Origin of the sequence: uncultured Kordia sp. (genome assembly GCF_947496985.1) — a bacterium.
GTDB lineage: Bacteria > Bacteroidota > Bacteroidia > Flavobacteriales > Flavobacteriaceae > Kordia.
In genome coordinates, this window is the sequence record NZ_CANMEZ010000002.1 from 114886 (window position 1) to 127524 (window position 12639).

Consider the following 12639-nt stretch of genomic DNA (forward strand, 5'->3'; position numbering starts at 1 on the left):
ACACAAAACCAATATTTTAAAAAAGACGTAAAAGACTTTTATGTTAGTAATTCCAGCATTTCTGAAATTATTTTTTTGACTGAAAAGGGTTTTGTTAAATATTTATCTGCTCCAAGTTCTAATCCCTTTTCAATATCTGAAGCTTTATTTTTAGCCGTTAAAAACACAACTTTTGTATGTTTTAGACTTTCATTTTCTCTTATGTGTGTCAACGTTTGATAACCATCTACATTGGGCATCATAATATCAAGCAAAACCACATCGGGTATTTGATGCTTCAATATTTCTAATGCTTCACTTCCATCTCGCGCGATGAATACTTCAAAATTTTGTTTTTTGAAAGCGTATTCTAACGACATTACAATGTTTGGTTCGTCGTCAACAATTAAAATTTTTCTCATTGTTTTGTAACTGACAACAAGTTAGGTAAAAGGTAGCGTAAAAACAAGTGTTGCACCATTTTTCATGTCTTTTTTTGCCCATATTTTTCCACCGTGTTTTTCTACAATTTGTTTCGTAATTGCAAGTCCTAATCCGCTTCCTTGTGGCTTGATTGTATTTTGATGTTGTGATTGGTAAAATTTGTCAAATATATACTCGTGATCTTCCGTAGGAATTCCTTTTCCGTTATCTTTTACTTCAACCTCAACTTCGTTATTACCTAGCTTAAAATCTACCGTTACTTTTCCGTTTTCTGTTGGACAAAACTTAATTGCATTTGATAGTAAATTAGTCAATACTTGTAAAATTCGATCTTCGTCATACGGAATAGTTACCGCATGTGCCGTTTTGTTTTTTATGTTGATATTTTTCTTTGATGCGATTTGCTGAATACTTGCAACCGCTTTTTCAATCGTTTTTTGAAGATCATTTGGTTGTTTGTCTAAATGCAAACGCCCTGTTTCTAACTTTTCAAAATCGAGAATGTTATTGATCAATCGTGCCAAGCGATCAGAATCTTGTACAATGTTTTTTAAGAATTGCTGTTTCATGTCTTTCGGCATGTCGTCATCTTCATCCATTAGCAATTCGGTTGCAGCTCTGATTCCTGTGATGGGTGTTTTTAATTCGTGTGCTACTGTATCTAAGAATTCATCTTTTTGTTTGTCTTTTGTGATAAGTTCCTCGTTGGCATTTTTCAGTTTTGACGAGAGTTGCGAGAGTTCTTCTGATTTTTCTCGAAGTATTTTATTGCTCACAATGTTTTCTTTCGATTCTTCTAATATTTTCAATACTTCTACCAAGCTGATTTGTTCTTCTTTCACCACACTGGCAATGAGTATTTTCGCGGAAGCACCACCAATACTTCCCGTTAAGAGTTTTTCTGAGAAATTGATCAATCTGGCATCAGCTAATTGTGTACTTGGCGATAGTTTATATTTTGTAAAGAAAATATGTAATGCACGTGTTGCACGTTGTTCTCCTAAAAATCGAACTAATACATTTTTGATATCTGCTACATACGCTTCACCTTTCCAAACCAACGCACTGTCTTGTAGTGTTGTAAAGTTTCTACTGTCTACAAACATTTCGGCATAGTTTCGCTCTCTGTAATTTCCTTTTGAAACTAAGGAAAAGGCAAGATAACATAACACATTAAAAGTCATACTCCAAAAGAATGCATGTGCTGGCGGACTTAGAAAATCTATGCTCAATAATGCATGTGGTTTTAAGAATTCTATGCCCATTGGACCAAATTGTGTGAAATCATTAGTTCCTGTATATGCTTCAAGTATGAATGGTAAAACTAAGGTATACGTTGTGATTGAGATTCCGACAATGATGCCAATGATTGCTGCTTTTGATGCGCCACGATTCCAGAATAATCCAATAAAAAATGAAGGTGCTAGTTGTGATATAATTACGAACGAGATTAATCCGATGGAATATAGTGAGAGTTCTCTTGAGAAAGATACATAGAAAAAATACGCCAAAATGATGATTGTAAAGATAGAGATCCGACGAATGTTTTTGATGTATTTTGCATTTCGTTCTGGTTGATTTTTGATGAATTTATCGAGGAATCCATAAGGAATAATCAAGTTGTTACTGACCATTGTGGATAGTGCCAATGTTGAAACGATTACCATAGATATTACGGCAGAGAATCCTCCTAAAAATACTAACGTTGCCAAAAATGAGTTGCCATTTTCTAACGGAAGTAAGAGTGTGTAATATTCTGCATTTTGTGTATCGCCAAACGTTAGTTTTCCCGCCCAAGCGATAAAAATCACAAAGAAATTAAATAGTAAAAGATATAATGGAAATAACCAAATTGCTTTTTTGAGATGTTTTTCACGATTGTTTTCGAGTACAGAAACTTGAAATTGTCGCGGCAAGAGAAATATTGCCATAAACGCCAGCGCAATCATAAAGAGCCAATCAAATCCATTTTCTACACTTCCTAGTGTGATGAGTTTTTTGAAGTTTTCTGTTTCCAACATTTGGGTATAGATATCTGAAGTTCCATCAAATAGATAGAAAGTAATGTATCCGCCAATGATTAAAAAGAATACTAATTTCAGGACTGATTCAAACGCAACTGAAGCAATGATTCCTTTGTGTTTTTCCGACGCATCCGTATTTTGAGTTCCAAAAAACGTAGCAAAAATTGCCAATAACAAAGCTACGTAAAAGGTAGAATCGTCCCAAACCGACGTTGAAATATAGCTGGTTTCATCTGCCATGATTTCAAAGGTTTCCGAAACTGCTTTTAACTGTAATGATATATATGGTAAAGTTCCAAAGAGACAGACTAAAGTCACCAAAGCGCCTAAGAATCGATTATTTCCATACCGAAGTGAAATGAAATCTGCAATGGATGATATTTTGTGTTGTTTTGATATTCTGATAATTTTCCGCAATACAATAATCCACAAAGGTGCTGCAATTACAGGTCCAAGATAGATGGGCAAAAAATTGATTCCTGAGTTTGCGGCAATTCCGATACTTCCGTAATACGTCCAAGCCGAACAATACACCGCTAGTGAAAATGTGTACACATACGGATTATTGACCCATTTGCTTTGCCGCTTTTTTTCTGCCAAAAACGCAATGTAAAATAGTACCGCTAAGTACGCAATTATGATAAAAACGAGTGTGTAATTATTCATAATGACGTTTTAAAACTATGTATGAAATGATGATAGATACTAACCAAAACGAAAAGATGCAAAAGTAAAATGTTGGGATACCCCAAAAAGCTCCTTCTATGTTGAACGTCAACACAAATGGTATGTTGAACAGTAAAAACAACGCAATTGATAAGACTACCAATTTTTGTTCGTGTCGTTTTTTCATGTAATAGGTTTAGGTTAGTACTGTTTAAATTTAAGAAAAAATCAACACTCAGTTTTTTGAGTGTTGATTTTTAACTTACTTGATTATGTCTAGACTGTGCTCAATATGATATTTATTTTTTTTAATGTGCTGAAGCTTCTCCGGCTCCTGAAGGAATTCTGATATTTTCTACCATATCCTGAACGTCTTGCGGCGGTGCCGCTGTCAATCTTGAAACAACTAATGAAACTACAACATTAACAATCATAGCGATAGTTCCGAAACCTTCTGGCGATGTTCCAAACCACCATTCACTTTTTGGAAGTGGATCCATAACCCAAATTAATCCAGTTTTGTAACGTATCATATAGAATAACATTAATACGATTCCGACAATCATTCCTGCTATAGCACCTTCTTTGTTCATTCGTTTGTCAAAGATTCCCAAAATGATTGCTGGAAAGAATGATGCGGCGGCTAATCCAAAGGCTAAAGCGACCACGGCGGCGACAAATCCTGGTGGATAAATTCCGAATAATCCTGCAATGATGATTGCTACTAAGATTGCTATTCGTGCTGCTAATAATTCTCCTTTTTCTGAGATGTTTGGTTTTAATTGCTTTTTGATTAAATCGTGAGAGATTGATGTTGAAATTACTAATAATAAACCTGCAGCAGTTGATAATGCTGCGGCTAATCCACCAGCGGCAACTAAAGCAATGACCCAGTTTGGTAGTTTTGCAATTTCTGGATTTGCCAATACCATGATATCTCTATCTACATATAATTCATTTTCTGCTGTACTTGCATTTGAGATTAAACGTTCTCCATTTGTTCCTCTTGCTTCTGTAAATACAGGTTTTTTACCGTCTAATGCACTTCCTGCAACGTATTGAATTTTTCCATCGCCGTTTTTATCCGCCCAAGCGATTAGTCCAGTATCTTCCCAGTTTTTAAACCAAGCTGGTATTTCTTGATAGTCTTTGTTACTTACCGTTTCTATTAGATTTGTTCTAGAGAATACCGCAATTGCTGGCGCAGTTGTGTATAAGATTGCAATAAATAGTAATGCTAATCCTGCAGATTTACGTGCATCTTTTACTTTCGGAACTGTAAAGAAACGTACAATTACGTGTGGCAATCCTGCAGTACCAACCATTAATGCTAGTGTTATTGCAAATACATCCCAAGTGGATTTGGTTCCGCTCGTATATTCATTGAAACCGAGTTGTGTATGGAGTGTATCTAGCTTATCGAGCAGAAAGGCGCCACCTTCTACTTTTCCTCCCATTCCTATTTGTGGAATGATGTTTCCTGTCATTTGCATAGAGATAAAAAATGCTGGCACCATGAATGCGAAGATTAATACACAGTATTGTGCTACTTGTGTATACGTGATTCCTTTCATCCCACCTAAAAAAGCAAAGATCAAAACTACCGTCATTCCAATAATTACACCGATATTGATATCTACTTGTAAGAACTGCGAAAATACAATTCCGACACCGCGCATTTGTCCTGCAACGTATGTAAATGATACAATTAAGGCACAAATTACAGCAACCGTTCTCGCTGTGTTTGAGTAATAGCGATCTCCAATAAAATCAGGGACTGTAAATTTTCCAAATTTTCGTAAATACGGCGCTAAGAGTAATGCTAATAAAACATATCCACCTGTCCATCCCATAAGGAAAACAGAACCATCATATCCCATAAAAGAGATCAATCCTGCCATACTGATAAAGGATGCGGCACTCATCCAATCGGCAGCTGTTGCCATTCCATTTGCTAATGGAGAAACACCTCCACCAGCTACATAAAATTCTTTGGTTGATCCGGCTCTCGCCCAGATTGCAATTCCAAAATATAGGGTAAAAGTAATCCCTACTAATATCCAAGTCCACGTTTGTACACTCATAATTTCTTATTTTTTTTATTTTAAGTTTACGTCAGCTTGATGTAACTCTTTATTATGTAATACTTTTTACAGTTACCTATTTGCAGTATAGTGAATTATCAAAATTCAGCTTCTATATTTCATTTTCTTTGCTTGCCCAAAGAAAACGAAACAAAAGAAAGGGCACTTTTCCAGAGGTGTTTTTAGCTTTATTAAGCTAAAACCGTAATTCTTTCTCTAAATTTTTTCCAAGGCTTCAAAAATTTTTAACGAGAAAAACTTACTACACTGCGGAAAAGAAATAATCACATTTATACTGCATATCAAACTAACGATAGTATAAGTTAGGGTTACTCGTCGAAACCGTATTTTTTATCTAGTTTGTTCATCAATCGTACGTAGACAAATATTAAGATTACGAATACGTATATAGAGCCTTGTTGGGCAAACCAGAAACCTAGTTTGAAACCGCCAAGTCTGATTTGATTGAGTTCTTCTCTGAATAGAATACCACAACCATAGGACACTATAAACCATATAGATAATAAGATGACTAGGTATTTCAGATTTTCTTTCCAGTACGCTTTAGCGCGTTTTTTTTGATCGCTCATAGTTTGGTTGGTTTTATAGGTAAATCATCGCTTGAAGCGTCACTGTACTTACCGCATCAGTATTACCATATTTTGTATTAAAATATTCTAAAGATAGTTTCGAGTGATGTCCACTAAGATATGTATTTATTCCTAAACCAAAAGACGTTGCATTGTCGTCAATAGCATCTATTTGTCTGCTATCAAATTGTATATATGGTTGAAATTTTGTTTTCTTTTGCGTTGCGAATACATAACCTACATGTCCATGGATTAATGATCCTGTTTCGTAGGTTCTACCTAGTGTAAAGTCTTTTCCGTAGTCATTGAATTGCGCTAATGCATACGCTGTAATTGCAGCTCCTTTCCCACCAATCGGCGCATCATAAAAAGCATCAAAAGCAAAGATAGATACATCTTCTCCTGCTAACTCTCCAGCAGTGTTGGCAATGACTGAACCTTTTGGATGAAAGAAGAATCCTGCTCCAACATTGAATACTTTTTTTCCTCCAAGATAGGTTCCTACTTTGTACGGTAAGAAGTTTGATTCTTGATCTAAGAAGTTGTAATCAACATATCCTGCATAGGTTCTACCAGCTTCTTTTGAACCTAGCAAACGTCTACCAGCATATACAGCAGCGCCACCAGCAGTTGGTGCTGCACCTTCTTGCAGATTGTTTGTGACAACATCATTTACGGAAACTCGATATTGTAGTTTTCCAAATTTACCTTTTAGGTAGATTCCCATGTGACGTGCAAATTGATCTGATAAACCAATGGTTGCCCAAGCTTGACGTTGATTGTCAAGGGTCATCATGTTTAACGTACTTTGATTGTTAGCTCTTGAGATTCCATTCCAGTAGTGTAATCCTCCACCGATTGCATGATTTTTACTCAGACGATATTGTCCCCAAACATCATGAAAGAAGAGTTGTGAACTGTCGCCTTTTCCTGTTGGCGATAGATTGTCTCCGTTGAGACTGTTGAGTCCAAAATGTGTAAGAATTAAGAAATCTGGACTGATTTGCGCATACATCAACACACGTGCTCTACGCAAACTAAAGTTGAGATCACTTTGCTCATTTCCGTTTGCGTCTAATGGTCTGTCTGAATTGTGCTGTGCCCAAATTTGAGCCCAAGAAATGATTCGAAAGTATTTGGAACCATCTTCATTGAGTTTCACTTTCATTCCACCATTATAATCCGGAGAACCTTGTGCATTTGTATATTGAACTGACACAAAAAAAAGTCCGATCAATAGAAGAGTTAGTTTTTTCATTTGTAATGCGTTTGTTGGTTATTGAATTGGTTTTGTGTGCACTACGAAACTCCAAAAAAGGATGCGTTAATGAAAAAATGATATACTTTTTTGTTAATTTATTATACTAATCTTTGAAACGCTCCCATTTTATTAGCATAAACTTATCTCCTAACTCCGTTACAACAACTCCTGCGCCTTTTATATTTTCTGCATTTTGAAAGTAATCACCAAGTTCTGAAGCATTTAAAATTTTATACGTTGGATGATAGTTAGAATTGTACGGACGCTTGATGTTGTATTTCTTCACCCAATTCATAATACTTACGTGAGAAATTCCAAGAATACGTTCTATTTCACGATAGGTTAATCCTTCTAAATACAACTGAAGTGATTTATTTACGTAGTAATCATCAATTTTCTTTCCTATTTTATTTACAGAGAAAAAATAGTTGCATTTTTTACATTTATAACGTTGTCTTTTATTGACAATTCCACTCTTAATGTATTGATCTGAACCACAATTTGGGCATAAATCTATAGTCATATATATTAATTTAGCATAAATATATCAATTTAGCAATATATTATCTAATTGTTAACTCATTTTGTTTTTTTGATTAGATTTCATATTAAGAATCTTCTGCAACCGTATACAATTCATAGACAGGTATCCTTTTAAAGCCATTTTGCATTCTAAAACTTCACAACTTTAGACTCACAAATTACAAATTCGTTTTTCACTATTCTTTCCTACGTAAATTTTCCTGTTTAATCTTTTCATTTGGATTCCAACACATTATAGCATACCTTGATATACTTAACTAATCTACAAAGTAATGACTCCAATTAATAGCAAAATCAAACATGTTGTTGTTGTAATGTTTGAAAACCGATCGTTTGATCATATGTTAGGTTTTTTATACAATGACAGTTATAAAAATAAAAACATAGATATAAAAAACATTAATGTTTCGCCGCTTGGACATCCATTTGAAGGCTTGACAGGAAACGAAACTAATCCTGATGGTAAAGGAGGAAGTGTTAAGGTATTTCCTATTGACAAAAATGACAAATACGCGTATTATATGCCAAAAATGGACCCTGGAGAAGGCTTTATGAATACAAATTATCAATTATTTGGTGCTTCTATACCTCCATTTCCTCAAAAAATTGGTCCAAATCAAGGCTTTTTACTCGATTTTGAAGGAAAGATTGCTAATAAATATTATGGAGATCCGCCAAAGAAAGAAAAAAAGACTTCAACCTCTTCTGAAAATACAACAACTAAAAAAACATATGACAAATATTATGATCATTCTAAAGATTACAAAAATGATGATTATAAAAAATGGTACAAAGAAGAACTTCCTCCTATATCAGGGATAAAAATTGTACCAAAACTCCAAGGTACAGAACCTAAAGATATTATGGGAATGTATACACCTGAATTACTTCCTATTCTATCTAATTTAGCAAAAGGATATGCAGTTTGCGATCAATATTATTGCTCAGTTCCTTCAGAGACATTACCAAATCGCGCATTTATGCATTTGGCAACTTCACAAGGACATTTGTATGATGAAATTAAGAGATATAACGCGCCAAGTATTTTTAAAAATCTCACAAATTATGGACATACATGGGGAATTTTTGGATATGAAGCTAAAACAGAACCATACACTTTTACATTTTGTGAAGACATTTCTAGTGATACACTTGTAACAGATCCAAATTCGAAACCAGAATACATATTACCTAAAGGTTGTCAATCGGGTAAATATGTTGAGTTTGAAGCTGCATTAAAAAATGGAACACTTCCAGATTATACTTTTTTAGAACCATCTTGGGGAAGTTATGGAAACAGTCAACATCCTAATTATGATGTTTCTGCTGGTGAAGATTATATGTTGAAAATATACAATGCGATTAGAGAATCTGATTATTGGGAAGATACCTTATTGATTATTAATTATGATGAACATGGCGGATGTTATGATCATGTGATACCACCAACTGGAGCTACACAACCCAGTCCAACAACCGTTAATGAGCCTACTGGTTTCAAGTTTGATCGTTTTGGTGTACGTGTTCCTTGTGTATTAATTTCACCTTGGATAGAAGCTGGAACTGTGTACAGAACTAAAGGAGACGTTCCACTAGATCATACTTCTATTTTAAAAACAATTGAAACGTTATTCAATTTACCTCCATTAACCGCCCGTGATGCAGCAGCATCTGACATGTTGGATGTACTCACTCTGGAAACTGCACGAACGGACAATCCGTTAGAAGGCATCAAACCTCCAGTTACCAATCCAACAGTTCAAATAGAAAATCATGCCTCTCAAATTTTAAGAGCACAGGCAGCTGCACTAACAGATAAACGAAATAGCGAAACCGGGACACAACATACAACTCCTGAATTTAAAACTGATGAAGAAGCGCATGCATATATAGACCAAGATTAGATAAAGTTTATTGATAAATTCTGTAACTTTTATATTCACTACCATACATATACTAGTATCTAATTAAATAATATCTGTTATGAAAAAAATAGTGATTGTACTTATTGGCTTATTATTTATATCATGTGATAATTCTGAAGAATACGATAAAATTGCTGGAGAATGGAATTGCACATCATGGATTGTAACATCTACCGGAACTGATAGATGTAGAGACAATGTATATTTTAGCTTTAAAAAAGATAAAACATATTCCTCAAAAATAGGAGGTTTAGAAGAATCTGGAGTTTATAAAATAGCTAACGGATTATTATATTCTACTCCCAAAGGAAAGTTAGAAATAGGCGTTGAGATTAATACTCTTAACAACGATACTTTACAATTTACAATGAGTAGAGCTGGAGAAAAAGAAGTATTGACTTTACTAAAGAAATAATCTAGTACAAATACTTATAAAATTAAAAAAGCGCAACAGAATCTGTTGCGCTTTTTTGATACTTAGTGATCATAATTGATTATACTGTTGGTTATGCAAGAGAGTCATCCGTACGAGTTTGAACTGTCGGAGTGCAACTATCTGTTGGGTCAGGTGAACAAGTCTCTATTGTTAAACAATTAACATTCGTTTCACAAGCATTTGAATTGACGCCACCTTTTAATTGTAGATGATTAATTTTTGCAATTTTAAATTTAGAGAATTTCATTTTTCTTTCTTTCTTCATAGTGCTTTAAAAAAAATTAAGGGATTATTAGAATATAGCAAATATACTACAGCTGCTGTATTTATAAAGGCTAACAAGTCGTATTTACGTTAAAAACGAGTACTAGTCATCTAATAAATTTAGTTTTTTAATATAAAAAGAAGGATAAATCCCTGTCTGCTTTTTAAATGATTTTGAAAATGATTCCGCAGTATTAAAACCTAATTCTGAAGCAATTGATTTAATATCATATGCTCTAAATTTTTTATTTTCTTTTAACTGAACTAAAGCATAATTGATTCTTAAATCAGTGATATATTGAACAAATTTCTTTCCTTTATGCGATTGCAATGTTTTTGACAAATAAGTAGCATTTGTATTTATTTCTTTTGCAAGAAAGTTGATACTACACTTTTGCTGTAGAAACATTTTTTCATTTTCAAACAATGCTAATCCATCTAAGATTTTTTGAATATTTTCATCACTAATTTTATATTCTTTTGATTTAGGCAAAACAATTTCTTTAACTGTTTTACCTGTTATTTTTTTAGTAGTAGAGTTAAGTTCTTTCAGAATGGTTTCAAACCTCCTTTTATACTTCTGTTTCAATCTCAAATAGTATAAAATCCCAAGAATTATAATTCCAATCAAAAAGAAACTAATTTTCTTTAGAAACAATGTCCTTTCCTTTTCTAGTGTCGCATCTTGTGTAAGCAGTTCTATTTTTGCTGTAAATGAAGGAACATCGTACTTATTATATATACTTTGGGAAGATTTCCTAATGATTTCATCATTTTGAGTAGCTATATTTTTAAATATTTTAAGATAGTGTAGCAGTTTATCTGTATCACTTTTTTGTTCAAAACACTTTATTAATAAGATATAGTTTTCTTGCAAAAACATAGAATTGATCTTGTCCTTTTGCACAATAGAATCTACTTTTAAAAAATAAGGAAGTGCATTATCAATATCATGTTGTAGAAAATAGTTTTTCCCTTGATAGAAATATACATAAGGTAATTCCTTTATAATATTTAACTCTTTTACTTTCTGTTCTACATTTGTAAGTTCAGCTATAGATTTTTTTAAATTCCCTTTCTTCTGATTTATGATTCCTTGTAATGTAAGAAATATACAATGTGCTTCATTATCATTTGAATTTAAACTATTTGTAATTCCTTTTAAGCAATACGTTGTCGCCGAATCGAGATAGGCTACTTTATGTTGTTGATAATCTTCAGCTAAATTAGTATATGTATTGCTAAGGTTTAATAATGTATTTATATAGTTTCCTTCTCTAAATCTAGGATCATTTTTTTCACGTAATTTATCATAAAACAATAGATTATTTTTTATTAAATCTAATGCTTGTTTCGTTTCCCCTATTTGATTTTTTATGAGCGCAATACTGTTTGTTATAACCGCTAACTTGATAGAGTCATTATCTTTTTTTATAATATCATAAGCGCTTGTATAATTTGCAATCGCTTTTATATAATTGGTTGCCGAATAATAAATATTCCCTTTTAAAAAAAGACTACTTGCATATTGTTGATGATCTTTTGCTATTTCTGCTTGTTTTAAAGCAATATTGATAAAATATAACGCGCTATCTTTTTGTCCTAAAGTTTTATAAACTAACGCATACTGATGCGCTCCTAGGTATGTTTCTTTAATATCATTTTGTGTTAAAGCTTTCTTGTAATAAGCATTTGCATAAACTTTCCCCAATTTAGGTTCTGTATGTACAGAAGATTTAAAAGCATTTTGCAAACTATCATAAGTATATGTTTTCAAGTTTTGATAATCTGGAATTGTATGATCTTGTGCTTTTATTTGTAAAGTTTTAATAAGAAAGCAGGCACATAGAAAAAATCGAAGCATAGAAAAGGTTGAGTATTAAAGCTTAAATATATGAAGTTCATATTACGAAGCAAATTTATACTTTATAAATTCGGAACTAGTCGTATTTTATTAAAACACGACTTATTTTGATTGTTTTCAATCATATTTTGCTGTTGTTTTGAACCATCATTAATTTAAATTATAACTTATTATGAAAAAGCAACAGCTAAAAAATTTAAACTTGAACAAGAAGTCAATTTCTAAGTTTGATCAATCAAAAGAAATAATCGGCGGAATGAAATCTGTTCCAATGAATAGATGTCAATATTTCCCAACTTTCAGAGATTGTCTTCCAACTTTTGAATGTGCTTAATTAGTATTTCAAATAAATTTAAAAAGCCAGTAACGTAATTTTTACTGGCTTTTCATACGAAGTTATATGTTTGAAAGATGGTTTTCTAGACTAACTTATTCGAAATTACAAGATCTTCTATCAATACAAGTCTTAATTCAATAATAACTGGTTCTAACTCATTAGAAACTGAAAACTAATAAAGTAAGTATTCTTTATCTACAAGTGTATAAAAACAAAAAAACC

The 12639-nt window shown here is 32.9% G+C and carries 10 protein-coding genes; 2 read left to right on the plus strand and 8 right to left on the minus strand.

Going from position 1 to position 12639, the window contains the following annotated elements:
• Nucleotides 1-38: 38 nt before the first annotated feature.
• From Q0828_RS05505 to Q0828_RS05535, 7 genes are all read right to left on the minus strand, one after another.
• The gene (locus tag Q0828_RS05505; RefSeq protein ID WP_298418400.1) at nucleotides 39-401 is read right to left on the minus strand and encodes a response regulator; all 363 of its coding nucleotides are present in this window, start codon (nucleotides 399-401) and stop codon (nucleotides 39-41) included.
• 21 nt (nucleotides 402-422) lie between these two features.
• Nucleotides 423-3113, minus strand: coding sequence for a sensor histidine kinase (locus Q0828_RS05510; RefSeq protein ID WP_298418401.1), 2691 nt, complete (start codon nucleotides 3111-3113; stop codon nucleotides 423-425).
• Nucleotides 3106-3300, minus strand: coding sequence for a hypothetical protein (locus Q0828_RS05515; RefSeq protein WP_298418403.1), 195 nt, complete (start codon nucleotides 3298-3300; stop codon nucleotides 3106-3108). Before Q0828_RS05515 ends, Q0828_RS05510 begins: the two co-directional genes overlap by 8 nt.
• A 121-nt stretch (nucleotides 3301-3421) precedes the next feature.
• Nucleotides 3422-5197 (minus strand): sodium:solute symporter family protein, encoded by a 1776-nt coding sequence (locus Q0828_RS05520; RefSeq protein ID WP_298418405.1) that lies wholly within the window; start codon nucleotides 5195-5197, stop codon nucleotides 3422-3424.
• A 329-nt stretch (nucleotides 5198-5526) separates the two neighbouring features.
• The gene (locus Q0828_RS05525) at nucleotides 5527-5787 is read right to left on the minus strand and encodes a DUF4212 domain-containing protein (protein WP_298418407.1); all 261 of its coding nucleotides are present in this window, start codon (nucleotides 5785-5787) and stop codon (nucleotides 5527-5529) included.
• Nucleotides 5788-5800: 13 nt separating this feature from the next.
• Nucleotides 5801-7045 carry a hypothetical protein gene (locus tag Q0828_RS05530; protein ID WP_298418409.1) on the minus strand — a complete coding sequence of 415 codons (1245 nt, stop codon included), beginning with the start codon at nucleotides 7043-7045 and terminating at the stop codon, nucleotides 5801-5803.
• Nucleotides 7046-7151: 106 nt separating this feature from the next.
• Entirely contained in the window at nucleotides 7152-7571 is a 420-nt protein-coding gene (locus tag Q0828_RS05535; RefSeq protein ID WP_298418411.1) for a helix-turn-helix domain-containing protein, read from the minus strand.
• Nucleotides 7572-7863: 292 nt separating this feature from the next.
• On the opposite strand from Q0828_RS05535, the gene Q0828_RS05540 reads away from it, so the two are divergent.
• Both Q0828_RS05540 and Q0828_RS05545 read left to right on the plus strand, forming a co-directional pair.
• The gene (locus Q0828_RS05540; RefSeq protein ID WP_298418413.1) at nucleotides 7864-9495 is read left to right on the plus strand and encodes an alkaline phosphatase family protein; all 1632 of its coding nucleotides are present in this window, start codon (nucleotides 7864-7866) and stop codon (nucleotides 9493-9495) included.
• 79 nt (nucleotides 9496-9574) lie between these two features.
• On the plus strand, nucleotides 9575-9931 hold the full coding sequence (locus Q0828_RS05545) for a lipocalin family protein (RefSeq protein WP_298418415.1): 357 nt from the start codon (nucleotides 9575-9577) through the stop codon (nucleotides 9929-9931).
• A gap of 388 nt (nucleotides 9932-10319) precedes the next feature.
• On the opposite strand, the gene Q0828_RS05550 is transcribed toward Q0828_RS05545, so the two are convergent.
• Complete coding sequence (locus Q0828_RS05550; RefSeq protein ID WP_298418417.1) at nucleotides 10320-12080, minus strand: helix-turn-helix domain-containing protein; 1761 nt, start codon at nucleotides 12078-12080, stop codon at nucleotides 10320-10322.
• Between the last annotated feature and the right edge of the window lie 559 nt (nucleotides 12081-12639).

Excerpts from the sequence above, each read along its gene's own strand:
- Q0828_RS05505 (WP_298418400.1), bottom strand. The coding sequence starts at position 401 with ATGAGAAAAATTTTAATTGTTGACGACGAACCAAACATTGTAATGTCG.
- Q0828_RS05510 (WP_298418401.1), bottom strand. The coding sequence starts at position 3,113 with ATGAATAATTACACACTCGTTTTTATCATAATTGCGTACTTAGCGGTA.
- Q0828_RS05515 (WP_298418403.1), bottom strand. The coding sequence starts at position 3,300 with ATGAAAAAACGACACGAACAAAAATTGGTAGTCTTATCAATTGCGTTG.
- Q0828_RS05520 (WP_298418405.1), bottom strand. The coding sequence starts at position 5,197 with ATGAGTGTACAAACGTGGACTTGGATATTAGTAGGGATTACTTTTACC.
- Q0828_RS05525 (WP_298418407.1), bottom strand. The coding sequence starts at position 5,787 with ATGAGCGATCAAAAAAAACGCGCTAAAGCGTACTGGAAAGAAAATCTG.
- Q0828_RS05530 (WP_298418409.1), bottom strand. The coding sequence starts at position 7,045 with ATGAAAAAACTAACTCTTCTATTGATCGGACTTTTTTTTGTGTCAGTT.
- Q0828_RS05535 (WP_298418411.1), bottom strand. The coding sequence starts at position 7,571 with ATGACTATAGATTTATGCCCAAATTGTGGTTCAGATCAATACATTAAG.
- Q0828_RS05540 (WP_298418413.1), top strand. The coding sequence starts at position 7,864 with ATGACTCCAATTAATAGCAAAATCAAACATGTTGTTGTTGTAATGTTT.
- Q0828_RS05545 (WP_298418415.1), top strand. The coding sequence starts at position 9,575 with ATGAAAAAAATAGTGATTGTACTTATTGGCTTATTATTTATATCATGT.
- Q0828_RS05550 (WP_298418417.1), bottom strand. The coding sequence starts at position 12,080 with ATGCTTCGATTTTTTCTATGTGCCTGCTTTCTTATTAAAACTTTACAA.